This window comes from uncultured Lactobacillus sp., assembly GCF_947367085.1.
Classification (GTDB): Bacteria; Bacillota; Bacilli; order Lactobacillales; family Lactobacillaceae; genus Lactobacillus.
This window is the reverse complement of sequence record NZ_CANBCP010000013.1, coordinates 1-24,678: the sequence shown is the minus strand read 5'-3', so window position 1 is coordinate 24,678 and position 24,678 is coordinate 1. Positions and strand designations below refer to the sequence as shown.

At 36.4% G+C, this 24,678-nt stretch carries 42 protein-coding genes and 1 other RNA gene; 4 read left to right on the top strand and 39 right to left on the bottom strand.

Features of this window, described 5'->3' with window-relative positions; all coding sequences use genetic code 11:
• Positions 1-103 precede the first annotated feature (103 nt).
• The 36 genes from Q0Y70_RS03795 to Q0Y70_RS03620 form a co-directional block, all read right to left on the bottom strand.
• Positions 104-391 (bottom strand): hypothetical protein, encoded by a 288-nt coding sequence (locus Q0Y70_RS03795; protein ID WP_276804565.1) that lies wholly within the window; start codon positions 389-391, stop codon positions 104-106.
• A complete protein-coding gene (locus Q0Y70_RS03790) occupies positions 391-984 on the bottom strand; it encodes a phage tail protein (RefSeq protein ID WP_297816813.1) in 594 nt (197 codons plus the stop codon). The genes Q0Y70_RS03795 and Q0Y70_RS03790 overlap by 1 nt, the downstream gene beginning before the upstream one ends.
• A gap of 15 nt (positions 985-999) precedes the next feature.
• Entirely contained in the window at positions 1,000-1,329 is a 330-nt protein-coding gene (locus Q0Y70_RS03785; RefSeq protein ID WP_297816807.1) for a hypothetical protein, read from the bottom strand.
• The gene (locus tag Q0Y70_RS03780) at positions 1,329-1,574 is read right to left on the bottom strand and encodes a hypothetical protein (protein ID WP_297816804.1); all 246 of its coding nucleotides are present in this window, start codon (positions 1,572-1,574) and stop codon (positions 1,329-1,331) included. Before Q0Y70_RS03780 ends, Q0Y70_RS03785 begins: the two co-directional genes overlap by 1 nt.
• Positions 1,567-1,899 carry a hypothetical protein gene (locus Q0Y70_RS03775; RefSeq protein ID WP_297816801.1) on the bottom strand — a complete coding sequence of 111 codons (333 nt, stop codon included), beginning with the start codon at positions 1,897-1,899 and terminating at the stop codon, positions 1,567-1,569. The genes Q0Y70_RS03780 and Q0Y70_RS03775 overlap by 8 nt, the downstream gene beginning before the upstream one ends.
• Positions 1,886-2,260: a hypothetical protein gene (locus tag Q0Y70_RS03770; RefSeq protein ID WP_297816796.1), complete on the bottom strand. Its 375-nt coding sequence runs from the start codon at positions 2,258-2,260 to the stop codon at positions 1,886-1,888. The genes Q0Y70_RS03775 and Q0Y70_RS03770 overlap by 14 nt, the downstream gene beginning before the upstream one ends.
• Before the next feature lie 2 nt (positions 2,261-2,262).
• Positions 2,263-2,394: a hypothetical protein gene (locus tag Q0Y70_RS03765; protein WP_297816793.1), complete on the bottom strand. Its 132-nt coding sequence runs from the start codon at positions 2,392-2,394 to the stop codon at positions 2,263-2,265.
• 11 nt (positions 2,395-2,405) lie between these two features.
• On the bottom strand, positions 2,406-3,281 hold the full coding sequence (locus tag Q0Y70_RS03760) for a phage major capsid protein (protein WP_297816790.1): 876 nt from the start codon (positions 3,279-3,281) through the stop codon (positions 2,406-2,408).
• A gap of 17 nt (positions 3,282-3,298) precedes the next feature.
• Positions 3,299-3,766: a DUF4355 domain-containing protein gene (locus Q0Y70_RS03755; protein ID WP_297816787.1), complete on the bottom strand. Its 468-nt coding sequence runs from the start codon at positions 3,764-3,766 to the stop codon at positions 3,299-3,301.
• A 126-nt stretch (positions 3,767-3,892) separates the two neighbouring features.
• Positions 3,893-4,567, bottom strand: a complete 675-nt coding sequence (locus Q0Y70_RS03750; RefSeq protein ID WP_297816784.1) for a hypothetical protein — start codon at positions 4,565-4,567, stop codon at positions 3,893-3,895.
• Entirely contained in the window at positions 4,557-6,011 is a 1,455-nt protein-coding gene (locus Q0Y70_RS03745; RefSeq protein WP_297816780.1) for a phage portal protein, read from the bottom strand. Before Q0Y70_RS03745 ends, Q0Y70_RS03750 begins: the two co-directional genes overlap by 11 nt.
• A 2-nt stretch (positions 6,012-6,013) precedes the next feature.
• Positions 6,014-7,465, bottom strand: a complete 1,452-nt coding sequence (locus Q0Y70_RS03740; RefSeq protein ID WP_297816777.1) for a hypothetical protein — start codon at positions 7,463-7,465, stop codon at positions 6,014-6,016.
• Positions 7,458-7,721: a hypothetical protein gene (locus Q0Y70_RS03735; RefSeq protein ID WP_297816774.1), complete on the bottom strand. Its 264-nt coding sequence runs from the start codon at positions 7,719-7,721 to the stop codon at positions 7,458-7,460. The genes Q0Y70_RS03740 and Q0Y70_RS03735 overlap by 8 nt, the downstream gene beginning before the upstream one ends.
• Positions 7,722-7,819: 98 nt before the next feature.
• The gene (locus Q0Y70_RS03730) at positions 7,820-8,179 is read right to left on the bottom strand and encodes a hypothetical protein (protein WP_297816770.1); all 360 of its coding nucleotides are present in this window, start codon (positions 8,177-8,179) and stop codon (positions 7,820-7,822) included.
• A gap of 416 nt (positions 8,180-8,595) precedes the next feature.
• Positions 8,596-9,039 carry an ArpU family phage packaging/lysis transcriptional regulator gene (locus Q0Y70_RS03725; RefSeq protein ID WP_297816767.1) on the bottom strand — a complete coding sequence of 148 codons (444 nt, stop codon included), beginning with the start codon at positions 9,037-9,039 and terminating at the stop codon, positions 8,596-8,598.
• A 15-nt stretch (positions 9,040-9,054) separates the two neighbouring features.
• Positions 9,055-9,546, bottom strand: coding sequence for a hypothetical protein (locus Q0Y70_RS03720; RefSeq protein WP_297816764.1), 492 nt, complete (start codon positions 9,544-9,546; stop codon positions 9,055-9,057).
• A complete protein-coding gene (locus tag Q0Y70_RS03715) occupies positions 9,530-9,871 on the bottom strand; it encodes a VRR-NUC domain-containing protein (protein ID WP_297816760.1) in 342 nt (113 codons plus the stop codon). Before Q0Y70_RS03715 ends, Q0Y70_RS03720 begins: the two co-directional genes overlap by 17 nt.
• A 19-nt stretch (positions 9,872-9,890) precedes the next feature.
• The gene (locus Q0Y70_RS03710) at positions 9,891-10,145 is read right to left on the bottom strand and encodes an ASCH/PUA domain-containing protein (RefSeq protein WP_297816757.1); all 255 of its coding nucleotides are present in this window, start codon (positions 10,143-10,145) and stop codon (positions 9,891-9,893) included.
• Positions 10,142-10,342, bottom strand: a complete 201-nt coding sequence (locus tag Q0Y70_RS03705) for a hypothetical protein (RefSeq protein WP_297816754.1) — start codon at positions 10,340-10,342, stop codon at positions 10,142-10,144. The genes Q0Y70_RS03710 and Q0Y70_RS03705 overlap by 4 nt, the downstream gene beginning before the upstream one ends.
• Positions 10,343-10,546: 204 nt before the next feature.
• On the bottom strand, positions 10,547-10,804 hold the full coding sequence (locus Q0Y70_RS03700; protein WP_297816751.1) for a hypothetical protein: 258 nt from the start codon (positions 10,802-10,804) through the stop codon (positions 10,547-10,549).
• A gap of 3 nt (positions 10,805-10,807) precedes the next feature.
• Positions 10,808-11,107, bottom strand: coding sequence for a hypothetical protein (locus Q0Y70_RS03695; protein ID WP_297816748.1), 300 nt, complete (start codon positions 11,105-11,107; stop codon positions 10,808-10,810).
• 369 nt (positions 11,108-11,476) lie between these two features.
• Positions 11,477-12,763, bottom strand: coding sequence for a VapE domain-containing protein (locus tag Q0Y70_RS03690; protein WP_297816744.1), 1,287 nt, complete (start codon positions 12,761-12,763; stop codon positions 11,477-11,479).
• On the bottom strand, positions 12,753-13,562 hold the full coding sequence (locus Q0Y70_RS03685) for a bifunctional DNA primase/polymerase (protein ID WP_297816741.1): 810 nt from the start codon (positions 13,560-13,562) through the stop codon (positions 12,753-12,755). Before Q0Y70_RS03685 ends, Q0Y70_RS03690 begins: the two co-directional genes overlap by 11 nt.
• Entirely contained in the window at positions 13,546-13,830 is a 285-nt protein-coding gene (locus Q0Y70_RS03680; RefSeq protein ID WP_297816738.1) for a hypothetical protein, read from the bottom strand. The genes Q0Y70_RS03685 and Q0Y70_RS03680 overlap by 17 nt, the downstream gene beginning before the upstream one ends.
• On the bottom strand, positions 13,830-14,450 hold the full coding sequence (locus Q0Y70_RS03675) for a single-stranded DNA-binding protein (protein WP_297816735.1): 621 nt from the start codon (positions 14,448-14,450) through the stop codon (positions 13,830-13,832). The genes Q0Y70_RS03680 and Q0Y70_RS03675 overlap by 1 nt, the downstream gene beginning before the upstream one ends.
• Before the next feature lie 144 nt (positions 14,451-14,594).
• A complete protein-coding gene (locus Q0Y70_RS03670) occupies positions 14,595-14,897 on the bottom strand; it encodes a sporulation protein Cse60 (RefSeq protein WP_297816732.1) in 303 nt (100 codons plus the stop codon).
• Positions 14,898-14,899: 2 nt separating this feature from the next.
• Positions 14,900-15,589: an AAA family ATPase gene (locus Q0Y70_RS03665; RefSeq protein WP_297816729.1), complete on the bottom strand. Its 690-nt coding sequence runs from the start codon at positions 15,587-15,589 to the stop codon at positions 14,900-14,902.
• A 184-nt stretch (positions 15,590-15,773) separates the two neighbouring features.
• A complete protein-coding gene (locus Q0Y70_RS03660) occupies positions 15,774-17,045 on the bottom strand; it encodes a DEAD/DEAH box helicase (protein ID WP_297816726.1) in 1,272 nt (423 codons plus the stop codon).
• Positions 17,038-17,163, bottom strand: a complete 126-nt coding sequence (locus Q0Y70_RS03655; protein WP_297816724.1) for a DEAD/DEAH box helicase family protein — start codon at positions 17,161-17,163, stop codon at positions 17,038-17,040. Before Q0Y70_RS03655 ends, Q0Y70_RS03660 begins: the two co-directional genes overlap by 8 nt.
• A 38-nt stretch (positions 17,164-17,201) precedes the next feature.
• Complete coding sequence (locus Q0Y70_RS03650) at positions 17,202-17,441, bottom strand: hypothetical protein (protein ID WP_297816721.1); 240 nt, start codon at positions 17,439-17,441, stop codon at positions 17,202-17,204.
• Between the two features lie 60 nt (positions 17,442-17,501).
• On the bottom strand, positions 17,502-17,678 hold the full coding sequence (locus Q0Y70_RS03645) for a hypothetical protein (protein ID WP_297816718.1): 177 nt from the start codon (positions 17,676-17,678) through the stop codon (positions 17,502-17,504).
• Positions 17,678-18,154 carry a siphovirus Gp157 family protein gene (locus Q0Y70_RS03640; protein ID WP_297816715.1) on the bottom strand — a complete coding sequence of 159 codons (477 nt, stop codon included), beginning with the start codon at positions 18,152-18,154 and terminating at the stop codon, positions 17,678-17,680. The genes Q0Y70_RS03645 and Q0Y70_RS03640 overlap by 1 nt, the downstream gene beginning before the upstream one ends.
• A complete protein-coding gene (locus Q0Y70_RS03635) occupies positions 18,151-18,297 on the bottom strand; it encodes a hypothetical protein (RefSeq protein ID WP_297816712.1) in 147 nt (48 codons plus the stop codon). The genes Q0Y70_RS03640 and Q0Y70_RS03635 overlap by 4 nt, the downstream gene beginning before the upstream one ends.
• The gene (locus Q0Y70_RS03630) at positions 18,269-18,454 is read right to left on the bottom strand and encodes a hypothetical protein (protein WP_297816709.1); all 186 of its coding nucleotides are present in this window, start codon (positions 18,452-18,454) and stop codon (positions 18,269-18,271) included. The genes Q0Y70_RS03635 and Q0Y70_RS03630 overlap by 29 nt, the downstream gene beginning before the upstream one ends.
• A 108-nt stretch (positions 18,455-18,562) precedes the next feature.
• Positions 18,563-18,772: a helix-turn-helix domain-containing protein gene (locus tag Q0Y70_RS03625; RefSeq protein ID WP_297816706.1), complete on the bottom strand. Its 210-nt coding sequence runs from the start codon at positions 18,770-18,772 to the stop codon at positions 18,563-18,565.
• 11 nt (positions 18,773-18,783) lie between these two features.
• Positions 18,784-18,972, bottom strand: coding sequence for a helix-turn-helix domain-containing protein (locus Q0Y70_RS03620; protein ID WP_297816703.1), 189 nt, complete (start codon positions 18,970-18,972; stop codon positions 18,784-18,786).
• Between the two features lie 265 nt (positions 18,973-19,237).
• Between Q0Y70_RS03620 and Q0Y70_RS03615 the strand changes: the two genes are divergently transcribed.
• The 4 genes from Q0Y70_RS03615 to Q0Y70_RS03600 all read left to right on the top strand — a co-directional run bounded on the left by Q0Y70_RS03615 (position 19,238) and on the right by Q0Y70_RS03600 (position 21,879).
• Complete coding sequence (locus Q0Y70_RS03615) at positions 19,238-19,594, top strand: helix-turn-helix domain-containing protein (RefSeq protein ID WP_297816700.1); 357 nt, start codon at positions 19,238-19,240, stop codon at positions 19,592-19,594.
• A complete protein-coding gene (locus tag Q0Y70_RS03610) occupies positions 19,578-19,994 on the top strand; it encodes an ImmA/IrrE family metallo-endopeptidase (protein WP_297816697.1) in 417 nt (138 codons plus the stop codon). Before Q0Y70_RS03615 ends, Q0Y70_RS03610 begins: the two co-directional genes overlap by 17 nt.
• A 39-nt stretch (positions 19,995-20,033) precedes the next feature.
• A complete protein-coding gene (locus Q0Y70_RS03605) occupies positions 20,034-20,534 on the top strand; it encodes a DUF4352 domain-containing protein (protein ID WP_297816695.1) in 501 nt (166 codons plus the stop codon).
• Positions 20,535-20,694: 160 nt separating this feature from the next.
• A complete protein-coding gene (locus Q0Y70_RS03600) occupies positions 20,695-21,879 on the top strand; it encodes a site-specific integrase (RefSeq protein WP_297816692.1) in 1,185 nt (394 codons plus the stop codon).
• Between the two features lie 88 nt (positions 21,880-21,967).
• On the opposite strand, the gene ssrA is transcribed toward Q0Y70_RS03600, so the two are convergent.
• The 3 genes from ssrA to Q0Y70_RS03585 all read right to left on the bottom strand — a co-directional run bounded on the left by ssrA (position 21,968) and on the right by Q0Y70_RS03585 (position 24,597).
• Positions 21,968-22,331, bottom strand: a transfer-messenger RNA (tmRNA) gene (gene ssrA / locus Q0Y70_RS03595).
• Between the two features lie 59 nt (positions 22,332-22,390).
• Positions 22,391-23,575 (bottom strand): acetate/propionate family kinase, encoded by a 1,185-nt coding sequence (locus Q0Y70_RS03590; protein WP_297816689.1) that lies wholly within the window; start codon positions 23,573-23,575, stop codon positions 22,391-22,393.
• 17 nt (positions 23,576-23,592) lie between these two features.
• On the bottom strand, positions 23,593-24,597 hold the full coding sequence (locus tag Q0Y70_RS03585) for a class I SAM-dependent methyltransferase (protein WP_297816686.1): 1,005 nt from the start codon (positions 24,595-24,597) through the stop codon (positions 23,593-23,595).
• Between the last annotated feature and the right edge of the window lie 81 nt (positions 24,598-24,678).

Genomic DNA, 24,678 nt, shown 5'->3' with positions numbered 1-24,678 from the left:
GACAATTTTCTTAAACCTAATTCTTCCAGATTGTATATGTGATAGTACTGCGCAAAATCGCATTCTAATGCGTCGCTATCAGTATCTAGCATCCCTAAAAGAACTAGGACTTTTTTAAATTTGGGTTGGTAAGAATTGCCTTAACTTCATTCATAACCTTACTTGAAGGAATTCGACCAGTCTTTTTATCTAAGCAATGCTTATATAATTCTTCTTTTTGTTTCTTACCCAAGATCTTAAGTAAAACTTTAGGAAGCGCACCAATTGATCCATCTTCAAGTTCAGATAAAAGATCAATCAGCTCCATATCATCAATTACGCCCTTGTCTACGTGATATCTAAAACCGGTTGAAGTAACGCCTTCAAAATACTTTTTTCTATCCTTAGCCATTAGTCTTTACCTCCAGTTGATGGTTTTGCTGCAGTAGTTGGTGCCTTTTGAATGTAAGTTGTGTTAGTAACACCATTTTCGTCAGCTTGTGGCGTGATAGTAATATCGTAGCCAGCTGATTCGCTAGTAGCGTAAGTGATGTCATCCATATCAGTAATTGAAGCACTAGGAATAACAATTCTTGTTAAAGCTCCATTCTTACCAATCATGTCAACCACCCAAGCATAACTTTCAGGTTCGGCGTTTGTGTCTTTAACCGTAATCCCTGTTTCAAGATCGCCAGTTACATTATTTTGACCAAAGACTGCTTGGTTAACAGCTTTATTAAGCAATTCAATTAACTTAAATTCAAAAGTGGTAGTTTTACCGTTAAAGATATTATTTACTGGGTCACCACCCCATGCTTTTTCGGTGTCACTATCAAAATCAAAACTCTTAGTCATTCCGTCTTCCGAAATGTAGCCAAGCTTTGTAAACTTAGGATCTAATTCATCAACCGCATTAGTTGGCACTGCTGTACCTAATGGTGCATAACTAATAGCCCCAGCGGTTTGAGGTCTAAAAGTTGAAACTAAATATTTATTTTGAGCCATTTTAAAATACTCCTTTTAATACTCATAAATTTCATATACCGCTTGATAACGGTATTCCTTCGTGCTGGTATCCGTGAAATCGTACGGTCCTGCATTTAGCAAAACATCAACAACACGAGTAGTTTTATCAGGCATATCAAGCATTGCTTGCATAACCTTGTAGCTTAAATCCGCTGCTTTTGCCTTACTTGAACCGTAAGTTTGAATTGCAAACGTATGCAAAAACTGGTGGCCGTTAAGCTGACCACCAGTTTTATCAAGTATTACATTGATGCCTTTTTGCCTTTCTAAAGTAGCGTCAAAGCCTTGTGATTTTAAATAATTGATTAAAAAGCTTTCAATCATTATTTACCACCGCCCATTGCTCTTAAAAGCGTGTTGTTTTTTAGGTTATCAAAATGCGCCGCTACTGTGTCAGGTGTAACGGTAGTAACTGCACGAGTTTGACGAACAACCGTTTTAGATTCATAGCCTTTTCCGGCTGCGCTTGCGATCCGTTCGCCTTGCTTACTTATAATAGCTTGTATTTCACTGCCCTTAAGCAGTGCACCAACCCTAGCCTTATTTAAGCTAAACTTAACCTTACTCATACAACTCCACCTTTACCTGTTTGTTCCATTTAAGCGGGACATTAGCTGGGGTTTGCTCCAGTGTCGGGCCATAAGTCTTAAACTTTTTACCCCGAATAATAACAGTGCTATCCTCCCAGCTATTTGTGTCGCCTTTCGGAATACCTAAGATAAACGCTAAATGCTTACCTGTTAAATTCAATTCTGAAACTTGTTGGTCAAATGTTGGAGAACCAACAACCACGCCTGAAACAGGGGTTTCAACATCTTCATAAACCGGCGCATTAAATTCATCTGTGCCAATTTCTTTATGCGTAATTAATTTAACTGTTTCAGTAGCTATCATTGTTATCCTCCCATGGGCTTGCTAATCCAATTCTGGCACCAGTACCTAGAAGCTTTTTATCAAGCTTAGTTAAATACATCTCGCCATACGAACCACTTCCCACCGTCCAAGATTGTGAGTAGCCAAGCGCTGACATCGTACCCTGAGTTGCACCAATTGGCAAACCTGTTTCTTGACCATCTCCAAGCTGACGACGTACCAATCTGCAAGATACTAACTTTTTAGCGTCATTGCTGGCGCCCTCATTGTAAGCATCGACAACTATCGCAGCTTCTTTAAGCAATGCGTCAGCTTGCTTTTTTTCGGCTTCAGATAAATCACGGAACCCAGCTACTAAATCGGTAACTGTTGCGTAAGCCATGATTATTCGCCTTTATTATCTTCTTGTTCTTGTTTAGTAACAGGAACCTTCTTGTAACCTTGTTTGTTGTATTCTTCTTTACGGTCTTCACTAACGTAAGCAATTAAACCGTCTTGGTTTTTCATTTTAATCATTTAAAGTCACCTTACTTATTCTTAGCAACTGATAAAGTATTAAATACCGTAGTATCAGCACGGAATCCTAATTCAATTTCTGCTTTAACTGCAAACATGCCTTGTTGGAACAAATTAATAGTAGTTTCACCGTCAGTTAAAGACGCTTGATCTGCTAAAGTTACCTCTACGCCTTCAACGGTACCGTACATTGCTTGAGTCCAATCTCCGACTACACCAATAACATTATTTGGATCGCCTTTGACATAAACACCCTTAGACATTGTTACACGTGATCCTAATAACATAGGGATTGCGCCTTCTGCAACGCTGTTAACAAAAAGTGGGCGGTCTTCTTTGTCTTTGGACTTTAAGAAAACAGCACGTGCTTGTGGTGAAAGTACAAAACCATTTGTCAATCCGCCGTTAGCTGAAACATCGGTATCAGCTTCAACTAATTGGTCATATGCATTTGAAGTATCAAGAACACGTTGAGTAACATCTTTAAAAGTATCAAAATCAGAACCTGGCTTATCTCCATTACCCATTACAGTCGCATCAAACTTTTGTGCTAAAGCATTTGGAATACGTGCCACAATTGCATCATATAAAGCAGATGCATCACGTTTAAACTTGTTTGAGAATGGAACAATAACTGATAAAGCATAAGGTCTCATTACCTTAGTGTCTAAAGTACCGTGTGAAACTTTACGCTTATCAGTTTCTCCAGTCCATGATGCTTCTGGATCACCAGTAATTACAGGAATGGTTTGACCATTACCTGGTAAATCAACTTGTCTGGCAAGTTGCATAATTGCAGACCCTTCTTGAGTCTTTTGGATAATTTCAGATGATAATTCTGTTGGTAAACTAATTGATTTTCCAGTTGAGTAATCTAATTCTGCCATTTTTTATAAAACCTCTCTTAATTTAAATTCTCATTTAACCACTCGCCAAATTGTTCTTTTTTAGTGAGTGCTTTCTGTTTGTGTTCACTTGAATTTTTAACCTGTGGATAGCCTGACTTTTTACCAAAATCTAAAACGGCTTGTGCCGACTTGGTCAAGTCCTCCACAGTATTACCAGATAATTTTTTAACAACAGAAAGTGGTAAACCAGTTTCTGTTGCTACTTTATCTTGTGCTTCACGCAATGAATTCTTAGCGTTAAGGCTATCTAATTGAGATTGGAGTTTCTTGTTTTTGTCAGTCAATTTTTCCATTTCTGACTTGTTATTTTCTTCAATTTCATCAAACTTCTTAGCCTTAGTCTTTAAATCGTTATAGTCACTGAATTTTCTGCGTTCACGTGCTACGCGGTCAGCCACCACTTGATCTAATTCTTCTTGCGTAAAAGTCTTATTTCCCTGATCCACAGTTTCGTTGTCGTTCATGACAAAAATCCTCCTTATGAGTGCTTAAAATTACCGCGTTTTTCACTAAGGTGGCACGCGTTGCCAATTTTGGGGTAAACAAAAAGCGGTTAACTTTCGTTAATCGCTTTGTATAAATTATTATTTTTAATTAAATTCTTTATCAGATTTATGTTCTAACTGCTTACGCAAACTATTAATCTTTTCTTCTGGCGTTTTACCATCAGCATTTTCATACATTTCTAAATACTTATCAGGATCATAACCTTCAACAGTATCATTTTCACTAAAGCGAACCTGGAAATTACAATCGCAGTTAGCATGAATATGCTGGGCGTGATTGCCCTTCATAACAGCTTTGGAAGCTCGTTGCCACCCTCGACTAGCCAGCGTTAAGCAAAATGCGCAAGTATCACCATAAGGTATCCAAGCCCATTCGACTTTATCACGCTTTGCATTTTTTAAAGTAGTATCTGCAGCCGCACGTTTTACCAACCTATTTACGCCTCTGGGCGTTTCTTTTGGTGACTTGAGTGTTCCATAAACCAATTTTGAAACGTCATCATATGAAGCTAATTCTGCCGGCTCGGCTGGTTTTATGTAAGCTTTACTTGCAATTGCGGTTCTGTCATACATTTGACAAGCAAGTTCTGCAGCTGCACTTCCATAGCGTTGCGTTAAGGCATAAGCGTAATCAATCATTGCTTGGCTATCAGCCGGCCAATTCTTATCCATAAAATCAGACATTGCTTGTTCAGCTTTAGCATTTATTTGATGCAATTTCTGGCGGTATTCAAACCAAGCCGTTGCACTAACCCTCATCGTTACCAGCTCCAGTTGCTAAATTTTGAGCAGTATTAGCGTCTTTTTCATCATCTGCGGTAAATTCTTCAGCTAGCACATTAGACCCCTTAATTCGCTCTTCTTGGGCTTTAATTCTTCTAATATCCGCTTGATCGAAGCCAAGCATTTCAAGAAAAATATCAGTTCCAGCAAAATTAGGGCGTGCACTAGAAATTTTAATAGCTGCGTCCGCTGTAGATGCCACGCTTGGCATTGCCGGATTTTTATAATGGGCAATCACGCTAGCGTAATTTTCATCTAAATTCTCAAGCGTTGTATTTAGTTGCATTGCTTGCGCCATTAAAGCAATTTTCTTTAATGCTGTAGCATTTCCAGAGTTTAATTGTTCTGCTAACGTAATCAATGTTTGAGATTGTGCAAGAATAGCATCGCTTGATGTTGGGTTTGCATCATTAACCACCCCTGTATCGCTAACTGTTAACCCAGTTGCTGCAGAAAATTGAGTTGCAAGCGACCGTAGCATTTGAATATGCGGTTCAATATTGCCTTGTGGCAATTGCCCAAATTCTGGATTTTCTCCAGTTTCAGGGTTTGAAGTTGATGTAAGAATAGCCCCGACGTATTGCTTGAACTTATCACTTGTAATTGCATCGTATTGGTCATCTGACACACCAAGTAAATATTTTTGTGGTGTAGTATCAAATTCTAATGCGATTGCAGCATCGGCAATTGTTCGAATATAGCCATCAATCAAACTTCTAATAGGCTTTTTAAGTCTAGATCTACCAAACGGCTTATTTGAAGTAGCGTCCCAAGTCATCGCCACCATTAATGGGCGTCCCATTTTATGAGAGTAACCCGTTGCAAACCAACGCGTAGTTTTTGCTGGTCGCTCTAAAACCCATGTAGCTGTATCAGTGTACAAATTAACCATTGAAGGGCGCCATGTATCTTTTTGGCTTTCATCTGGCACACTATCCATGATCGCTAGACCAGCTTTCAAACGTCCATTTTCTCCGTCCCATAGTCCCGATGCTTCCATCGGACTATGAAAACGAATTGATACGTTTTTATTTTGATCCATTGCCAAAGTAGCAAAAGATGACCCGAATTTTAACTCGTCACGTGTAGCCTTTTGATATTCATAAACCAGTGAGTTATTTTCGACAATCTGATTTATTAAATCGTTCGGTTCGCCATTTTGACCAACAAAACCATCAAACATTGATCTTGCAGCTAAAACATCAACACATTTTTGTCCCCAAGCACAGCCAACTTCAAGGCGACTTAATCCTTTAGGCAATGCGATATCTAAGTTAACCTCGCGAACGGTCACGTGCCCTTCATAATATCTTATCTTTTTTCTGTTTTTTGAATTATGCGCATTTAAAACATTAACCAGCTCGTCTAATAATTCTTGTTCTGGAGCTGGTAAATCTATAACGTTCCCTATTGATAACACTGTTAGCCTATCCTCATCTTTCTAGTTGGATTTCGTTTGCTATGCTTAGCACCCCAAAGTGCCAAACTGCAAGCTTCAATTGGACCTGATTCACTTCCACCAAAACCAAAACCGCCAGCTATTGGGCGTTTCGTTGCAGTAAGTGCAGATTGATTAAGTGCTTGCTGACCACGGTACCAGGTCACTGTTTTTTCATTAATGTTAGTAATTAAAAGACTGGCGCAATCAATCATGTCCTTAGCTCTTGGCCGAATAACTGACGTTTTAGCTTTCCAAACCGGTTTAATTCGATCAACTAGCACATCCACACCATTTTTACCGTCAATCACAACGCATGACGCTTCCGAATAGCGTTGGTTCAACCAATCCACTAACCAAGTTTGACCAATTCCAGTTGGCTCTTGCTTAATCAGCGATATTCTAGCCGGTCCATTTTTAGGAATTGCCGCACCAGCTAAATAAATCATTGAACCATCTTGACTAAATTTAATACCATACGCAGTTTTACCCTCTGGTTTAAGATCATCTGACACACAACTAGTCCACTTTTTAGCATTTAAAGCTAAATTAGTGTTCTCTAAGTTTGCAGGACTTATATAGCCCAAATGTTCACGGGCAAACATATCTGACGACATTGAAATACTATCTTTTTCAAGCGCTGACTCAAGCAATTGGTAGCCTAAAGATGGATTAGTTCGATACCAGCGTTTCTTATCCATTGGATCTCCAACATCTTCAACGCTCCATTGATGCAAACACATTCCTTCTTTAGGGCTTTTATGCATCACATTAATAGAATTACTAAAAATAAAACCTTTATGCATTGCTTCTGGTGTAGGTGGTGTTCCCATAAGTATGGTTTGTGGGGAACCACTTGGTGCAGCAGAGTTAAGTGGACTTAATGATGCATCTTGTGCTTCGGTATAAGATTGTGCTTCATCAATCACAACTAAATCAAAAGTACCACCACGCCCCATATCTGAACCGTTACCACGTGTACGAAACTCAATATGACCACCGTTCACTAAATCTAAAACCATTTGACCAGCTGACACCGTATAATGGTCTACCAACGCATTTAGTTCTGGATATTCTGCAAGCGGATCATTTTTACGAGTCCCAAATTTTTTACGCAATCGATCAAACGCTTTTTTAGCAGTTTGAAATTCTTGAGCTGTGTGTAAAATCTGTTCACCACGTTTAACCAATCCCCAAGTTTCGCGCGGATCCGAAACGCCAGTTTTTCCGTTTTGCCTAGGAACTTCAAGAATGCAATACGAATTAAGTAAGGCACCGTATTCATTAGTAGCTAGCCAATCTTCTAACACCATCCTTTGCCAAGGGTGGGGTTTTAAATCGTAAGCAGCAGAAAGGGCGGCCGCTTGGTCGCCCTCTGTTTGTGTGTATTTAGCTGTATACCTATAAGTTGGTGTTTGATTACCTCTTTTAACCATGTTTTTCACCAAGGATCTTCATTAATGGGGTATCTTTGTTAATTTTTCCGGCTTGAGCTTCCAAATTCTTGAAACGATCCACTGCTTCAAGCATTCCTGTAGCAAGTGGCTTGATGTCACGACCAGAATCAGTCATATCAAGCACCTTAGCGTACTTCAGAATTAACGCATGTGTCATTTCAAGTTCTCCACCCTTCCGCCAAGCTTGCTCTATGCTAACCGGTTTTGAGGTTTTTAAAGGCTTATTTTTTGGCATCTTACCACCTCCTATTGTGGTTTTACACTTCGAGAGTGTAGGCGCTGGACGGTGCTGGTCGCCACGAAAGCGGGCGGGGGTATCTCCCCACCCTAAGCTTACCAATCGCCGTCAGAGACGTTTATATTACGTTTTAGCGCCATGCTTTTCGAAAAAATATTTTTCAATTCTGTTTCGGTTCGATTGGATTTAAAAGCATTGCAACAATAATGACTTGCTTGCAAGTTGTTCCAATCTTCTGCAGCTTGTCGTTTCGACTCATAACCAAACTCTTTCCATCTTGAAACAGGTTTGATTTCATCGATGACAAAACTCAAAGGATGCTTAGCATCACTTGGTTCATCGTAATGAATTGGTCCAAGCTTTCCTTTACAAATTCCACATGGAAGTTGCATTGCTTTCATTCGCTCACGATTGCGACGACGTAACGAACCGTTTGCATATCTAGGATTAGACATTGTTAATCCTTCTTTACTTTAATTAATTATTCTAACTGCTTGCATGATTAACTTATCTATCTAGGTTACATAGACGGGTAAGGTATCGGACATAAACCCGGAGGTATAAAGCTAGGGGTAGCCCGGTATAAATCATGGGGCATAGTTAGAATATAAAACCGGCGGGTAGTTTCACCCACCCCACCGGTCAGAATCCTAAGAAGTAACCAGGACATACCGCCCTGGCTAAAAAGCATAGCTGGACTTACACCAGCACCACCATAGTTAGGATCTCTACTATTAAGTGTCTTTCTGTTCCGGATGGAACTTTTATGCTTTTATCAAATGAAGAAAATAGCTTTTATGTGAATTACAATTATTCACAATACCTATTTAACCATGTTACAAGACCACTGGAGTACCACGTTTGTACCCGGTTAGTACCACACATGCAAATCTATGATAGGCTCACAGTTATAGTATCGTTGCCACTTATCGAACGCATCGGCAAAGTCATATAATGCCCGGCGTCTAGTATAGCCAAGTTTATTATGCTCACAGTACAAACGCTGTTGTACTTTAAGCCAGGGAAGTCTTTCAATATATAACCCCGTCAATACTTCTTTACTATCATGAGGTAAATGGTTGATTGTCGCAGCTATCGCTTTAACTATTGCTTCGGCATTAATACCGCGTATCAATCTATCTTCCACTCCATTACCTGCGTTCGAATGGGCTGGGGTTGCGCTTAAGTTAGGGCTTTTAAGATCAGTGAGATTGTGACCCGACATTAATAACAGGTGTTCTAAATCATCGGTAAGGAATTCATTAACTTTTTCGCGGGTCTTTAAGTCATCAACTCTTTTAAATAATAAACTCACTGCTACACTTCCTTACTATTCTCGTTCATAACTGCTTAGGCTTTCATCGCGTTTAATATGAGCTTTACCATTTGATGAAAGATAATACGCATTAATCGGTATATCGTCCCAAACATAATCATGATATCTAACTGTAATACCTATCTTTTTAAGATTAGTAATCAATTTCTTTTCAATCTTAGTAAATTTCATTAAAGAAAAATAACTTGTGGCATAAATGCCATTGCTTGTTTTAAGTCTAAATATTGGAACCTTACGAATTAAATATTGATTTCTAATCTTAATTACTGTTTCTTGTGAAATGCCGTAACGTTCTATTACCCAGTTGTCAGAATGTCCCCGTTTTAATGCTTTCACAACAGTACGCTCGGAGTATTCTTCAAACTTACCAGTTACGGCAATTCTTAGCTCCTTATAATCTGGATCGTCATTTTCGACCTTAGACAGCGACCCGTATTTATTTTCCAGTTTTGCAATAAGGACATAATCGTCAAGTGTCAAAGCCATAACCAACTAGCCCCCCGTCTACAATCATTAAAGCATCTTTTGCACTACGGGCTATACCGTGAATAACATTATGCGATTTCAGAAATTCGTGAAAACGAATTTGATCGTCACGCGGTTGTCCGTGTTCATTTTTCACTTCGATGCAAAACATCTGATTATCTACCCATCGAAAGCCCATTAAATCGGGAAAACCCTTGGGTAATCCTGTATCAAACCAGCGATTATCATGGGTCAATACTTTACCAACGTTTGTACGGAATACCGTACACTTATGAGCGGATAACGCCAGCTGTATTTCTTTTTGAATTTCATGTTCTGCTGTCATTGTTATTCTCCTGTTAAAGTCACCATGCGTTACTGTATTTGGGGTTAGTACCCAAAACCACATAACCATCTTTTTGCATATAATCCGTTATAAAAGTAATTTCAGTAATAAAAGATTGTCCTGTAAACTCTTTAGACTTAGGATCATATTCTTTTAAAACTAGCTTATCTCCTACTTTATAATTACGATCATTTTTTCGAATTTCGAAGTTTTTTTTACCATCTTTTTGTGCTTTATAGTATTCTGGCCAAATTTTTAATTCATGTATTGTCATTTATTTAATCTCCTTCCACAAATCGGGCAATAAATTGCTTGAATTTCAAAAGCCAAATTATAAATTGCAGAATCCACTTCAACTGATAAAGCTAAATCTTCATTAAAACCCATATAAATTTGTATTGGAGTATCATCAAAATTTACCAGCGGTTCATTACCTTGACAGTATTTACATTTATTATCTGTTGCTAGCATTCTATATTTAGTTCTCCAATCTGTAATAAATATAAATTAAATGTCTTTTTGAATAATCATCACACGGTTTAACCTTATAGCCATCTATTTCTTTCGGTAAAGGCTCATTAGGCTGAATTTGATGTACCATGTTAAACAGCTGTTTTTGATTTAGTTTAATCTTAGGATCATAGCCTTCTATAAAGGCCTCAGCACAGCAAAGCATCATTCAATCACCAACTTTGCGTTTACTTTGTGCCAGTCTTCGCATTCATTTATTAAAGATTCCAAATAAGCATACGGTCCTTCCCAAACTTGACTCTTTTCAGTTGTAAATGTTGGTACACCGTTACAATAAGGAGAAATATCCATTAAAACAAAGTTTCCATCATTGTCTTTTACAATTAAGCCATAGTTATCTAACCCTTCTTCTTTTAGTACATCACCAAGTTGGCAATTTTCAGTTTTATTAATGATTTCCATCGTTTAATCCTCCACCACTAAATGAGCATTTACTTTTTCAACATGATCCCAATTGTTAGTTAGTGCCGTTATCAAATCATCAACACTACTTGCACTACAATTAGTTTCATTATCATATAATCCATTGATTGATAATTTACCTGGTTCATCATCATCTAAAAACGCAATATAATATTTATTTTCTTTTGTTGACTCTATAATCATTCCATAGAACTTTTCGCCCTCGTCATCGTAATAATTAATCACATCTCCAACATTATAGGTTTCTTCACTTTTAATCGTTCTTTTATCAATTACTTTCATCAATATTCTCCATAAATTAGACCAATTTACTAGATGTCACACCATATACCAACGTTGTGACACTATCTAATCCATTGGTACATCTAGCTTTATCTATATTTGTCACGTGTCACACCGTCATTTACAAACTACCTTCAACCATTTCTATTAAAAATAGCTATAATCGTTGATATAACAGTAATCCTTTAATAATATATATATAAAATTATTTTTTTTATTATATTTATATGTGACATGTGACACTTAGGGTCTTATCCTTTGAGCCTGTAAGGCTCATAGGTGTCACACTGTACATGTATAGTATACGGCTAAAAATCGCACTTACTCCCTTGCTACTATTGGCTTTAAGGGTGTCACACCGTACCAATTTTACGTGTGACACTTAGAATAGCCCCTAACTCTTCTACCATTAATACGCTTCTGAGACTTTTCATATCCATATTTAGCGACCATGACGTACTGCAACTTTTGCGACATTTTCTTATTTTTAGAAAAATTAACACCAGGTGCTACTGCGGTATATAGATCTTCATTTGAGATGAAATCTTGATCTTTGAAGTCATTCTCAATAGCTTCATCAATCGTATCTTCAAATGAATCACTATATTTGAATTTATCGCCATTGATTTCAATCAACGTTAAATGTGAACGGTCAATAGCTAACGAGAATTGATTATTCTTGTAAAGTGCTACTGCTTCTCCCCACAATTGTTTAACTAAATCGCTATTTAAATCTGTTACGGGATGAAATTTTTGCTTGTCTAAATCACATAACAAAGGCATAAAGCGTCGGTTACCTGTTTGATCCTTTAAATAGTAGCGTTCATTAGTGGTACGAGCCATTACAAAACGTCTAGGAAAAACTTCTACTCCACGACCATATGGTAAGCGATAGCGAAATTCCTGCTTAGAACAGAATTTTTTTAATTCTTCAAAAGAGGTTTTATTGCTTGCGGTTAATTCATCATCGTTAATAATTAATGCGTCGCGTGTTTTACTTAAATCATCTTTCTTAGTAAAAGTATTGAAGTCATCCGTATAGTAGCCTAAAGGAGCTATTTTCTTAAGTAATGTTGTTTTACCAGCGCCCTGTCCTCCGACTAAATCTAAGACTTGATCAAATTTTACTGAAGGATCATAAGCTTTAGTGACTGCACCAACAAACCATAATTTAGTGATCCATTCAACAAATGCTGATTTAGCAGTTCCTAGAAAATCAGGGAAAAAATCAGCTAATCGCTCTCTGTGATCCCAATGCACATAACAATCATCAAAATAACTAATAATTGGATTGTATGAACTATTTCTAGCAGCTAAAACTAAAGCATCCCTAACCAATTTATCTTTGAATGTGGTATGCCCATATTTAGCTTGGCTTTCAATGTAAGACAAAATCTCTAGCGAATAATCATCCGACATCTTGCCTTGATCGATATGAAGTTCGGGTACGTCTTTAACGACATCGATGTTTTGCGTAAAATCATTAAAACGGAAGGCACCTGCTAATAGTGGATCATTCTCAATGATGATTTTTACATTGTTAATGCTGGTAGTTTTAATATTGCCACTTGCGTTTAGCAGAAAATTGTAAGGGTATCGTGATCCCTGATTCTGCATTTTTCGCAATTCTTCAGCTTTACTTTTATCAACCGCCATTAGTACCTCTCCTTCTTCGAATCTCTTTTTCAATCATGGAATTAGCAGTTCGTTCTACCTCTTCATCAGATAGCTTGTCAGTGGTATGCTCATTAGCCAATTTTGCCAGTTCTACCGCGATTGCAGGATCCACGTTGCGATATAGCAGACCACCCATAAAAGACGCACAGGCGTTATTTCTACCGCCTGTTTCACCGAAGCCATTAACAATTGTTTCAAATAGCTCACTAGTTTGATTTTTGCCAGAAACCGAATAGCTAGCCATCTTTTCTGATCCATGAGGTTTAAGAGATTTAGATTTTTCTTTAATTAACTCTAGTAAACCTTTTGGAGCAGGTGCCATAGGCTTATGATTAAGCCATTTGTAGTGTTTTCCATCAATACTCGATGGCGCAACTACGACATAGTTATTTTCATGTGCTTTTAAATCAACACCCGGCAAAAATCCAATATTTTGAGTGATTGTTTTATCAGCAGGCTTCTTAAAAAAGAAATGATAACCGTTATGTGCAGTTCTTTCACATAAAGTATTTTGAAACCATTCATTGTGCTTTAAGGCAACTATTGATTTCATACCATCTACTTCTCCATGACGATCCACATCTATCACAAAGAAATCTTCAGTTTTCAGGGCAATATTAGCTAACGGATACCTTTTCCATAATTTGTGAATTTCAGTCTTATTTAAGGCTGGCATGTTTGCAAATTTAATTAATGGCCTTTTATCTGTCTTATTGATGGGAATGACCGAAAATCCTTTATCTGCATAGCTTAATGCAAAATTAACAAGGTTCTCCATAATCAACACTCACTCTTGGTTCATTTATTTCAACAAAGTTTTTGATACTATCTGTGCTGAGCGAAGCTGCTACCCAAGTAGGCTTTTCTCCGCAACTTGGATACCATAATCTATCGTCTTTAGTACGTGCAACTTCTAAAATAATATTGGTAGATTTTGAATTGTGTAATTCGTTATATAAATCATCAAAAGATTCAGTGGTATACATAGGTAAGGTCTTGCCTGTTAGTTCAAGATATATTTGGGTTCTAGCAATTTTTAATTCCATTATTTATCACCTTTCATATCATCAACATTGAATGGCAAATCATCAGAAGTAATTTCTGCTCCGGTTTTTGCATCTTTGAATGGATCTTCATCAACAGTCGGCGCATTATCTTGCGGACTTGGCATGGATGGTTGAGTAGCCTTAGCAAATTCATAGTTGCGATAAGGACTATCTGGATTTTTCTTGTTTGGAGTTTCAGTAATGTGCAATTTCATAAGAGTACCAATACCAGGTCTTAATACTGGAACAATTGCTTCATATGCTTCAGTTTCATTATCAAAAGCAAATACACTGTTAGGAACGGTAATACCGCACATTGCGCCAATAATCTTAATTTGTGAGATTGAACGACTGATTACAAAGTCTGGCATATCGTTACCTTTACTTGTCTTTAAAGCAAGACTTGGGAAGATACTTTCAGTTCTATCTGCATATTTACCTTCCATTACTTTAAAAGTAATCATCAAGAAATCTCTATCATTATTGACATTGTGAGTGATATTATCGAATGAAACTAAATAATCTCCTACAGGAATAGATTGTCTACCTCCTGCTTCTTTACCTTCGTTAGGATCAAAGCCTGACTTATCTAATTGATTTGCTAATTCGTATAAACCCATTTGTTATTTCTCCTTGTAATAAATTTTTAAATAATTTTCGTAGTTACTAATGAAACTGTGTTTCTTAATGACATTGTGCTTGCTAATAAAGTCATTGATATCATTAATATTGCTAGCTTTAAATACTTTGTTCTTAATCATTGTTTACTGTTCTCTATATGTGATAATCGTGTTAATTTCATCGCCATTACCAAAGTGCTCTACATTCACAACATCATGTTTACTTATGAAATCGTTAACTTCTGCATCGTCTGACATATAAAATGTTTCTTGCTTAAGCTTGGTTGGCTCCTCATATACGACTAGCACTTCACAATAGCATTGACCATTGTAGGCATCAGTAGTTACAGCGTATTTAATATCAATGATTTTTTTATCTTTTATAAAATCGTTGATATCTTTTTGAATATCTTCACTGTTAAAGTCTCTAAAAATCTTTACTTTCATAATTAGAACATTCCTATACAACTACTAAGTAAGTCTTTAATACGCTTATCGCTAATGTCTTCTGGCTTGTAATCAGCTCGTTTGTCTTTAACGATACGTGCATACTTGCCTTGACCTAATTTCTGACATCTAATTGTTAGATCGCAGTTGCCAGTTACGATGTTGTAATAGCTATCTTTAAGCCCTGATTTAATTTCAGTTGCTCCAGTCTTTTCATCGGTTACTTCAATCTCACGACTGATAAAAATTACGTCCATAGGCAATGCTTTTAAATCCATTACGAAACGTTGCAGTACTGACTTCATTGTTGAAAATCCTTTACCATATGGAATATCGCCTAATGCATCTACACCCGCTTCAATACAGATTGCTTGCTCTACCATGACGCAGACATCTTCAATAACATCAATGATGATTGTTTTGAAGGTGGTCTGCTGTGATTGAAGTTCTAGAACAACTTCATCAATTTGTTTCATTACATTTTGCGTTAGCTTTCCATCTTTACCACGAATATTTCTAAGCTGAATACTTGGCGCAGTTCCTTGCGATGCATTTCCATCAGTGTTTAGAACTAGTGGGTGCGGAAAGTAACTGGCAAAATAACTCTTACCCGCCATTGGTCTACCAAAAATATAGAAATTATGCGGTTCTAATTTTGGCTTGACTGGCTTGTCTTCTGGTAGAATCCCCATTATTTAACCTCCCATGTTTTGTTGCCTACATACTTAACTTCATCATCGTCTGATAATGAAAGCGTGTAGCTCTTAGTATTGATTAGATTTAAATCTGATTTACGTCTAAATCCATATTCTTTTAAATATCCTGGTTTAAACGATTTTCTGATTTTAGAAATTTTATTAAACTTACTCACATCAATCATTTTCTTTTGATTAACCCTTTCATTTTGGCTTGGTAATAAACCCAGCCACGCTTATATTTGTGCAGTTTTGCGTATGCTTGTAATTCCTTCATCGTGTGCAATTCTTTGACCGACTTATTAGCGACATTTTGCATTACTTCATCATTCAAGATGTCATTAATCAATCTCTTTCGATCATTAATTAATTTAAGCTGATCATCGGTTTGCTCTACCGCTGCATGAACCTTGATTGGCTTACCACACATAGGACATTTACCATCTTTAACTTTTGAAGATGGCACAACGGCAAAACAATAATCGCATTGAGTAATCGCGAATGTAGGTTCATCATTTTTCTTGCGCTTACTGTTTTTATCTTTAGAGATAATTGCGTTTTTCCAATCTCGGTCGCTGTCTGGCAATCCAAATGTCTTCCAGTTAGCAACGTGATCAATGATAATTGCCTGTTTTCCTTCTCTAGGATTTAAGCAACGCATTGAAAATTGCAGATAGAGTGCCAAACTTTGAGTCGGTCTAGCCATGATTACGCAATCTACATCTGGCAAGTCTACTCCCTCAGTAAACAAGTTAACGTTTACGAGAATGCGTATTTTCTTATCTCTAAACTGTTTTACATAGTGATCCCTAATATTATCCTCGGTAGATCCATCGACCTCTACGGCTGAAATATTAGCCTTATTGAATGCCTTAGCAATTCGTTTTGCACTTTCAACCGAGTATGTGTAAACCACCGCTTGTTTACCATCTGCTAACCGCTGATAGTTACTAATGATGTGACCATAAATTTTACGACTCACAGCTTCGTCCATGCTGGCATTTGTATAATCTCCTGTAGAACTTCGTTTAAGCTTGTCAGCATCAATATCATCGATGGAGTAGTAGTCAAACGGAGCTAAAAATCCTTGCTTAGTTAAATCGCTAATTGATTGACCTACAATAATGTCATCTGCGACTTCATCCATTTGTCTACGACCAGTTCTGATTGGCGTTGCAGTAAATAGCAGCACATGGGCATTCGGAAATTTGTTTAGAATTCTCTGATAACTCTTTGCGAGCGCATGATGAGCTTCATCTACCAGAATTAATTTAGGCTCTGGTAAACGATCTACTTTACGAGTTAATGTTTGAACCATCCCTGCATCAAGGCGCGATTGGTCAACACCCTGAGCTTTAAATGTATCGACTGCCTGATTTAACACCTCGCGCCTATGGATTAGGAACATTACACGATTACCAATGGAAGTCGTACGTCTGGCTATCTCAGCCATTACTCACTGTTTTACCTGTCCGAGGTGGCGACTGCACAATAATTACACGATGATTCTTTTTCATAGAATCGATAATTTTTTTGATTAATTCTTTCTGGTAGGATCGTAATTCGTACATCTCTTAAACCACCTCCCTTATGTAACATGTTTCGTACATCATTCACCTAAGATCTTAGACATTACTTCAATCATGTCATGATTACTGATAGAAGAATAAATATCTTTATCCAATGTTATTTGCATTATATGAAGTAATCCTGCTAAAGTTTCAATCTGACCATTGGCTCCAGCAGCAGTGCCTTCATCTGATTTTCCAATAATGATATAGTTTTTGATCTTGTCTGATTTAATGTCTTTAACAAATTTATCTAATTCTTCAGTTGTAAAATTATTCATTATTTATCTCCTACAGCGTGTTTCAATAAGTTCAACATTTGCTTGCCTAATTCTTCATGATCAGGACCCATATTTTTCCATCAAAATATCGCTAACAATATTGTGAGTATCTGGGTTTTCTTTAGCTAAGGCATCGTTTAAATCCTTAATAACGTTTCTCTTTAAATCTAATGAGAAATCTTTTGAATCAATAAAACTTCCTAAACTACAAATATCTTCAAGTGTTAATTTTTCCATTATTTAATTACCGTCTTTCTATTAGGTTTCAAATATGCACCATTAATTTTTTTACCAGCCTTAAGGTCTTCGTAAATCTTCTTCTTATTCGGTTTAATTACAGTTTCACGAGTGACATAATCTACTGGCAACTGCATTGTGTCTTCCACAACCGTAGAAGCTCTATAATTGCGCGGCTTTAAAATGTAGTGCTTAGTTTTGATTTCTTTAAGACCAGCGTCATCAATAGCTGCAGTGATGTAGTTGTTAAGACTTTTTTGCTTGTTGGTTGCAGATTTTTTAAAAGCTTGTAGTTGCTTAATTTTCTTGTCAGCCCAGTCCACTTCACTACTAAGCTTTTCGCTCAAGCCTGCAGCTCCATCTAGTTTTTCATCTCGGGTGAGTTTTAAGCTTTCAATGGTATCAACTAAAACATCTGGATCTAAGTCTTTATCTAGTAATTCGTCAATTGCATCATTAATTTCAAATACATTCATTTTGTAACCTCCATTAATTCACCACGGCGAATTCTTTCATCTAAGTTAACTGAACTTTTAAACAATTCTCCGCCATCATAGATGGCATTTGTTGCAAAAATCGCAGCGCTCCATTTAATTTTCTTCGGTTTCCAGATCTTCATACTGTTCACTCACCTTAAATTGGATAATTGACAAAATTTCGTTTAAGTCTTCACACTCATAAATTGAAGTAAATAAAAAGAAACCTTTTTCATCTTCACTTAAGCTATTCCAAAACTTATATAATTCATCAGCTTTTTCTGGACTAATTGCTCGCATTATTTTTTTTACCTTTCTAAATTGCACTAAAAATTAAGTATCCAGCATACATAAGCAAGAAAATTCCTATTCCTACTATTTCAACAATGAATGCTTTTTCATAAAGTTTCATTTTGCGTGATCCTCCATAAACTTAATTAGGTCTTCTTTTGCGTAAAGTAATTGACCATTAACCACACTGGTTTTAATAGGGGTTTCTTTTACCCACTTAGCAAAGGTGGTGTAACTTACTCCACAGAAATTAGCTGCATCTGTTTTTGAAAAATATTGTTGCTGGATAGCCTTGATTACATATTCTTCAGGAATTACCACATGCATTTCCATCACCTCTAAATCTTAAAATCGTGAATTACCTTTAAAATGAATTGGTTACCAGCCCGATTGCTTTTTCTTCCAGAAAGATAATCCGAAACTTCTTGTTTAGTCATTCCATACATCTTGGCTAAATCAGTGCTTTTCATTCCGTTATCCTTAAGGAACTTGATTACCAATTCTCTACCTGAAATAGTGGATGGCATTCTTTTCAATCCTTTCTATAAATTTTAGTAAGTAAAAAAGTACTAAAAGTATTGCATTTTTAATACTTAAAAGTAATATAGAGGTATAAGAAATAAGCGTTTAAAAGAGTCCCCACTCCGTCTTTAACTGCTAATTTCTTATTACTTTTTGTATTACTATTTAACTTACATAAATTATATTATGTACTTAAGTACTAATTAGTCAACACTATTTTTGTACTTTTTTGAATATTATTTGTGTAAGTATCTTTTGAGGTGCTTACAAATGCTATTAGATCGCATAAAAGAACGAGCTAAAAAGTTTGATAAAAGCTTACAGGATGTAGCTGAAGAAACTGGAATTAGCCCAAATACTATTTATAGCTGGCGTAAGAAAACGCCACGTATGGATAAATTACAACAAGTTGCGGATCTACTTCATACGACCACTGATTACTTAAGTGGTGCAACAGATGATCCCTCATTACCATCATCTTCAGAGTCAACAATTTCAATAGATGAAGATAAGCCATATTCTTATCACGGCTATCCTGTTCCAGAAAAGTATTTAAAAATGATCCGTGGATTGATGGAAGACGATATTAAAGAAGGTAAAATTAAGCCTGATGATAAACAACAGTAAAAACGACTTAATCACTTATCTACTTAACTATGCAATGAAGCATGGCTTTAGTTATACACTGGTTAAGGCGGATCCTCGCAACCCTTCTGTATCCTTTAAAGACAGCAAAAGAATGTTCATTAATACTAACTGGATTAATAAAGATGAAATCCCATTTACAATAGCGCATGAAATTGGTCATCTAATGCTAGGTGACCAAGGCATTATGTATTTTTCATCTTTCGCCGGACAAAATAGCGAAGAAAAACCAGCCGACGATTTCGGTTTAAAACTTATTTATGATTATTCTTGTAAAATGGGTGACGGTTTTACCGAGCCTATAGACTTTATTCAAAATTATGGTATACCCCACAGAATGCTAAATTCAGCAATAAAATTATTTAAGGAATGTCCGGAATGACTTTAAACTAAAAACTTATTTATAAGGAGAAAAAAAGAGATGAAGAAAAGTTTAATTGCATTAATGGGTACTGTTGCAGCCATTAGTTTATTTGCAACAGCATGTAGTGATAGCTCCAGTAATGGCGGAACTAAGGTAGAAAAATCTACTAAGAAAAAAGATACTGTTAAGTACTATAAAGTTGGTGAAACAGTAAAAGTTGGTGACGTTGAATATACTTTGAAATCAGTTCAAAAGACTGACGAACGTAACGAATTCGCAGACACTAAGCCAACAAATGTTATTAAAGTTGTTTACCACGTTAAAAATGATGGTAAGCAAGACTTAGCAATAGGTACAGACTTAGATGTATACGGGCCTGACAATACCAAGTTAAAAGCTTACCCTGTAAACGATCAAACACTTGACTCAATTGCGGCTGGTAAAGAAGCAGATGTAACTACTGGATTTGGCACTGATAAATTAGGCGACTTTGAATTACAATTTAAACCACTTGTATCTTTCAAGAAAGCTGCTAAATTTAAGGTTAATGTTCAATAATAAAACAAAAAAATCCCACCAGTGCGCCAACACTGATGGGAACGTAAATGGATCACGCCAATGATCTACGTAAAAAATAATGAAACAAAGCCAACAAAATAAGCTCTGCAACCTCTATTGTAGCAGATGCTTATTTAGGCTTGCAATGGAGGTTTTTATTATGCCAAAAAGAAAAAACACTAGTATCAAAGAATACCAATTGAAAAACGGTTCAAAACGCTTTATGTTTACTATCTGGTTAGGCTATGACTCAAACGGTAACCAAACCGTAACCACTCGACGTGGGTTTAAATCATATGCTGAAGCTGACGATGCGTTTAATAAAATGTCACAAACCAAGCCCGATGATTTCGTAAGGCAAAAACAAATTAAAGTTAAAGAACTGTGGCAATTATGGTTTGAAAACTATAAGAATACGGTCAAAAGCTCAACTGCTAATAAAACCCAAACCAATTATTTATGTCATGTAGATCCCTATTTTGGTAATAACTATATTGATGCTATTTTAGTAAAAGACTTGCAAATATGGGCTGATAAATTAGCCACGGAAATGGTTAAATATAGCGATGTTCTATTTATAATGCGGTCACTTTATGAGTATGGCATGCGTCTAGGCTATGTAGATGAAAATAAACTAGCTCGCATTCTCGTTCCTAAGAAAACCACACGCAAGCGTCGCGATATTGAGCATAACGTTTACACACAGGATGAACTTGATGTTTTTCTAGACGTAGCAAAACAAACCAATCTAACCATTTACACATACTTTAAGTTACTATCTTCCACTGGTCTTAGAAAAGGTGAAGCTTTAGCACTCACATGGAGCGACATCGATTTAATTAATAACACCATTTCAATAAATAAAACTTTAACTTACGGTATAGGTAACAAGTTGATGGTTAACAGTCCTAAAACCAAGCAATCCAAGAGAACGGTTCCCCTTTCAGCCAATTTAAAACAAACCTTGTTAGACTATCGCAAGGGACAAAAAATCGTTTCTGACAAGATTTTCCACACTTATCAAGGCAACTACTTAGCATTATCCAAGCCTACCCAGTGGCTAAATCGAGTTTATGCAAAAGATCATGAACTTAATGAAGAATACGCTAAACAGTATAAACTTGATGAAAACTATGTCTTAAATAAGGATTTAAAACATATAACTATTCACGGCTTTAGACATACTTTTGCAACGCTTTTAATTGAAAATACAAATGTCAAACCGAAAACTGTACAAATGCTGTTAGGTCACGCAAACGTTCAAATGACTTTAGATATTTATACGCATGTCAATAATAAGAATAAAGAAGACGCTGTAAAATCTATCTCACAATTAAATTTATAAAATAAAAACACCTTTTCCTAGTCAAATCCTAGTCAAAAGGTGTTTTTTCAATACAATAATGCTGATATATCAACATTCTTTACTCATATAGTGGAGATGAGGGGAATTGAACCCCTGTCCAAACGCATTTCGTCATTAACCTCTACAATCATAGTTATATTATTTAATCTCGTCAAAACATTGCGCCATATAACAGGGCTAACTTGTTAAGACATACCTGAGATTCTTCTTTTTAACTATTCAGATGAGGTAGTTAAACGTAGCTCATTAAGGGTAAAACCCGATGACAGCCATGAGCAAACCGTCACCAGATCACACAGGCTGACTAAGCAGCTACTGCGTAAGAATTTTCGTTATTTGCAGTTATATTTAACTGTGACGTTTTTACGTAGACGTGACCTACGAATTGCAGTCAATGCGAATCTACGCCTGTCGAATCCCAAAACATCCCCAAAAAATAAGACATAACTATTATACATCGAAAATAGTTATGTCCTCAACTATAACATAATTAATCCAAATGTGCCAAACGAACTACGTCTCTTTCGATCATCAATTCTTCGTCAGTTGGAATAATCATTACCTTAATCTTAGAATCTGGTTTTGTAATAAACTTTTGTCCATTTGTTTCATTTGCTTCGAAATCAGGATCAATCCCCAAGAATTCTAAAGCTTCCATAACGCCCTTGCGAACACGCTTATCATGTTCACCAATGCCAGCAGTAAAGACAATACCATCTGCGCCACCCATTTCAGCAATGTAAGCACCTAAGAAACGGACGATTCTATTAATGAACATTTCACGAGCTAATTTTGCACGCTTATCTGGATTATGCTTCAAATCACGCATGTCTGGAGAAATACCTGAAACTCCTAATAAGCCAGATTTCTTGTTCAAAATTTCGATCATTTCATCCATTGTAATGTTTTCTTTCTTCATTACATACTGAAGAAGCGAAGGATCTACATCACCTGAACGAGTAGCCATCATAATTCCTGCTAATGGAGTAAAACCCATTGAAGTATCGTATGACTTGCCATCTTTAACAGCGGTAATGGATGCACCGGAGCCTAAGTGACAAACGATCAATTTCAATTCATCTAATGGCTTATCCATCATTTTAGCTGCTTGTCCAACTACATAACGTACAGAAGTTCCATGAGCACCATATTTACGTGCACGATATTTTTCGTAATATTCATAAGGAATTGGGTATAAATAATGAACAGGATCCAAGGTTTCATGGAATGATGTATCAAATACACCAACTTCTGGCACGCCTGGCAATAACTTCATGAATGCCTTGATTCCCTCACCTTCAGCTGGATTATGAAGTGGTGCATATTCTTTAAGATCGAAAATCTTTTGTAATTTATCTTTATCAATAATTGATGAATCTTTGAAGTATTCACCACCAGCCACAATTCTGTGACCTACTCCAGCAATTTCTGAAAGATCAGTAACCACATCATATTTTTGAAGCCAATCTAACAATTTTTGTACAGCTGCCTCTTGATTAGGAATATCTTCCTTTTCTTCATATTTCTTACCATCTGCAAGTTTCATATCGAAAGTTGAGTCTGGTAAACCTACTCGATCTGCCATCCCTTCTGCGATGACTTTCTCATCAGGTAAAGAAAATAGCTTATATTTAAAAGATGAACTACCAGAGTTAATTGCTAAAACTTTTTTCATGTGATCCTCCTAAATAATTATTTGTGTTGCATGTTTTGGTACCAATCGTTGAGCTTAACATTAAATTCGACCAAAGATTTTGGATCTTTGAGTGAATCTAACTTGGCAACTAAAACATCTCCTGGAGCTGATTTATCCCCATGATTTTGAAATACTAAAATCGACTTCTGCTGCAACTGACTTGCAAACATTTCATCCGGCAAATCTACGATTGCGCGAAGATTTACTTTCTTTGCTAGCCACTGCATGAAACCGCTAACACTTTCACTTGTAAATAATAACCTAGGAACCACTAAAAATGCAAATCCATTTTGAGCTAAATTATTAACAATCTGTTCAATAAATAATACATGGGCAAAAGAGTGTCCTTCTTTAGTACGATTCTCAAACTTACGTGCATTATTATCAAGTGGATAATATCCCACGGGCAAATCGCTAACAACTACATCAGCAGGCCCCACCATCCATGGATCAAGAGCATCTTGACGATACAAATTTATCTTTAAATCATCTAAATGTGCTCCAACATCTGCCAGATCTAAAAGGCCTTCATCATTATCAATACCATACAATTCATAATTATTTTTTGAATGGTTTTCTTGAATCAATTGCCTGATGACTGAATAAAGTAAGTTTCCTGTACCAATTGCTGGATCAATAACGACTTTTTCAGAGCCTGAAACCATTTTTTGCCACATTAAAGAAATCACTGTTGCAATGATTGTCGGCGTCGGCATTTGCGTATAATTTCGCCCGTCATCATTAATTGCCTTTAAAGTTAATAAGGTAAATATTTCAACTTTTTCTTTTTTTGAAGCATGCTCATAATCCAGTTTACGATAAATATCTGTTAGTTGAGCAACCGTATCTTTATCAGGAGCACCTTGCTCAACCTTTATTTTTTCATTTTCCAAATTATCAAAAGTTTCTGTCAAAGCTGAAGAAAAAGATACATTCAATGCTTTTTGTAAAACTTCTACAGCCGCTTGATACTTGGCATACAATTCTTCTATGTTTTTCATATGAATAACCTCTCATATACATTTTATAGATATGTATCGCCAGTCGCAAGAAAAGCTTTTAAGAAAAATATTGAATTAATA

Coding starts and splice junctions, on each gene's coding strand:
- Q0Y70_RS03795 (WP_276804565.1), bottom strand. CDS start 391: ATGGCTAAGGATAGAAAAAAGTATTTTGAAGGCGTTACTTCAACCGGT.
- Q0Y70_RS03790 (WP_297816813.1), bottom strand. CDS start 984: ATGGCTCAAAATAAATATTTAGTTTCAACTTTTAGACCTCAAACCGCT.
- Q0Y70_RS03785 (WP_297816807.1), bottom strand. CDS start 1,329: ATGATTGAAAGCTTTTTAATCAATTATTTAAAATCACAAGGCTTTGAC.
- Q0Y70_RS03780 (WP_297816804.1), bottom strand. CDS start 1,574: ATGAGTAAGGTTAAGTTTAGCTTAAATAAGGCTAGGGTTGGTGCACTG.
- Q0Y70_RS03775 (WP_297816801.1), bottom strand. CDS start 1,899: ATGATAGCTACTGAAACAGTTAAATTAATTACGCATAAAGAAATTGGC.
- Q0Y70_RS03770 (WP_297816796.1), bottom strand. CDS start 2,260: ATGGCTTACGCAACAGTTACCGATTTAGTAGCTGGGTTCCGTGATTTA.
- Q0Y70_RS03765 (WP_297816793.1), bottom strand. CDS start 2,394: ATGATTAAAATGAAAAACCAAGACGGTTTAATTGCTTACGTTAGTGAA.
- Q0Y70_RS03760 (WP_297816790.1), bottom strand. CDS start 3,281: ATGGCAGAATTAGATTACTCAACTGGAAAATCAATTAGTTTACCAACA.
- Q0Y70_RS03755 (WP_297816787.1), bottom strand. CDS start 3,766: ATGAACGACAACGAAACTGTGGATCAGGGAAATAAGACTTTTACGCAA.
- Q0Y70_RS03750 (WP_297816784.1), bottom strand. CDS start 4,567: ATGAGGGTTAGTGCAACGGCTTGGTTTGAATACCGCCAGAAATTGCAT.
- Q0Y70_RS03740 (WP_297816777.1), bottom strand. CDS start 7,465: ATGGTTAAAAGAGGTAATCAAACACCAACTTATAGGTATACAGCTAAA.
- Q0Y70_RS03735 (WP_297816774.1), bottom strand. CDS start 7,721: ATGCCAAAAAATAAGCCTTTAAAAACCTCAAAACCGGTTAGCATAGAG.
- Q0Y70_RS03730 (WP_297816770.1), bottom strand. CDS start 8,179: ATGTCTAATCCTAGATATGCAAACGGTTCGTTACGTCGTCGCAATCGT.
- Q0Y70_RS03720 (WP_297816764.1), bottom strand. CDS start 9,546: ATGGCTTTGACACTTGACGATTATGTCCTTATTGCAAAACTGGAAAAT.
- Q0Y70_RS03715 (WP_297816760.1), bottom strand. CDS start 9,871: ATGACAGCAGAACATGAAATTCAAAAAGAAATACAGCTGGCGTTATCC.
- Q0Y70_RS03710 (WP_297816757.1), bottom strand. CDS start 10,145: ATGACAATACATGAATTAAAAATTTGGCCAGAATACTATAAAGCACAA.
- Q0Y70_RS03705 (WP_297816754.1), bottom strand. CDS start 10,342: ATGCTAGCAACAGATAATAAATGTAAATACTGTCAAGGTAATGAACCG.
- Q0Y70_RS03700 (WP_297816751.1), bottom strand. CDS start 10,804: ATGGAAATCATTAATAAAACTGAAAATTGCCAACTTGGTGATGTACTA.
- Q0Y70_RS03695 (WP_297816748.1), bottom strand. CDS start 11,107: ATGAAAGTAATTGATAAAAGAACGATTAAAAGTGAAGAAACCTATAAT.
- Q0Y70_RS03690 (WP_297816744.1), bottom strand. CDS start 12,763: ATGGCGGTTGATAAAAGTAAAGCTGAAGAATTGCGAAAAATGCAGAAT.
- Q0Y70_RS03685 (WP_297816741.1), bottom strand. CDS start 13,562: ATGGAGAACCTTGTTAATTTTGCATTAAGCTATGCAGATAAAGGATTT.
- Q0Y70_RS03680 (WP_297816738.1), bottom strand. CDS start 13,830: ATGGAATTAAAAATTGCTAGAACCCAAATATATCTTGAACTAACAGGC.
- Q0Y70_RS03675 (WP_297816735.1), bottom strand. CDS start 14,450: ATGGGTTTATACGAATTAGCAAATCAATTAGATAAGTCAGGCTTTGAT.
- Q0Y70_RS03670 (WP_297816732.1), bottom strand. CDS start 14,897: ATGAAAGTAAAGATTTTTAGAGACTTTAACAGTGAAGATATTCAAAAA.
- Q0Y70_RS03665 (WP_297816729.1), bottom strand. CDS start 15,589: ATGGGGATTCTACCAGAAGACAAGCCAGTCAAGCCAAAATTAGAACCG.
- Q0Y70_RS03660 (WP_297816726.1), bottom strand. CDS start 17,045: ATGGCTGAGATAGCCAGACGTACGACTTCCATTGGTAATCGTGTAATG.
- Q0Y70_RS03655 (WP_297816724.1), bottom strand. CDS start 17,163: ATGTACGAATTACGATCCTACCAGAAAGAATTAATCAAAAAAATTATC.
- Q0Y70_RS03650 (WP_297816721.1), bottom strand. CDS start 17,441: ATGAATAATTTTACAACTGAAGAATTAGATAAATTTGTTAAAGACATT.
- Q0Y70_RS03645 (WP_297816718.1), bottom strand. CDS start 17,678: ATGGAAAAATTAACACTTGAAGATATTTGTAGTTTAGGAAGTTTTATT.
- Q0Y70_RS03640 (WP_297816715.1), bottom strand. CDS start 18,154: ATGAATGTATTTGAAATTAATGATGCAATTGACGAATTACTAGATAAA.
- Q0Y70_RS03635 (WP_297816712.1), bottom strand. CDS start 18,297: ATGAAGATCTGGAAACCGAAGAAAATTAAATGGAGCGCTGCGATTTTT.
- Q0Y70_RS03630 (WP_297816709.1), bottom strand. CDS start 18,454: ATGCGAGCAATTAGTCCAGAAAAAGCTGATGAATTATATAAGTTTTGG.
- Q0Y70_RS03625 (WP_297816706.1), bottom strand. CDS start 18,772: ATGCATGTGGTAATTCCTGAAGAATATGTAATCAAGGCTATCCAGCAA.
- Q0Y70_RS03620 (WP_297816703.1), bottom strand. CDS start 18,972: ATGCCATCCACTATTTCAGGTAGAGAATTGGTAATCAAGTTCCTTAAG.
- Q0Y70_RS03615 (WP_297816700.1), top strand. CDS start 19,238: ATGCTATTAGATCGCATAAAAGAACGAGCTAAAAAGTTTGATAAAAGC.
- Q0Y70_RS03610 (WP_297816697.1), top strand. CDS start 19,578: ATGATAAACAACAGTAAAAACGACTTAATCACTTATCTACTTAACTAT.
- Q0Y70_RS03605 (WP_297816695.1), top strand. CDS start 20,034: ATGAAGAAAAGTTTAATTGCATTAATGGGTACTGTTGCAGCCATTAGT.
- Q0Y70_RS03600 (WP_297816692.1), top strand. CDS start 20,695: ATGCCAAAAAGAAAAAACACTAGTATCAAAGAATACCAATTGAAAAAC.
- Q0Y70_RS03590 (WP_297816689.1), bottom strand. CDS start 23,575: ATGAAAAAAGTTTTAGCAATTAACTCTGGTAGTTCATCTTTTAAATAT.
- Q0Y70_RS03585 (WP_297816686.1), bottom strand. CDS start 24,597: ATGAAAAACATAGAAGAATTGTATGCCAAGTATCAAGCGGCTGTAGAA.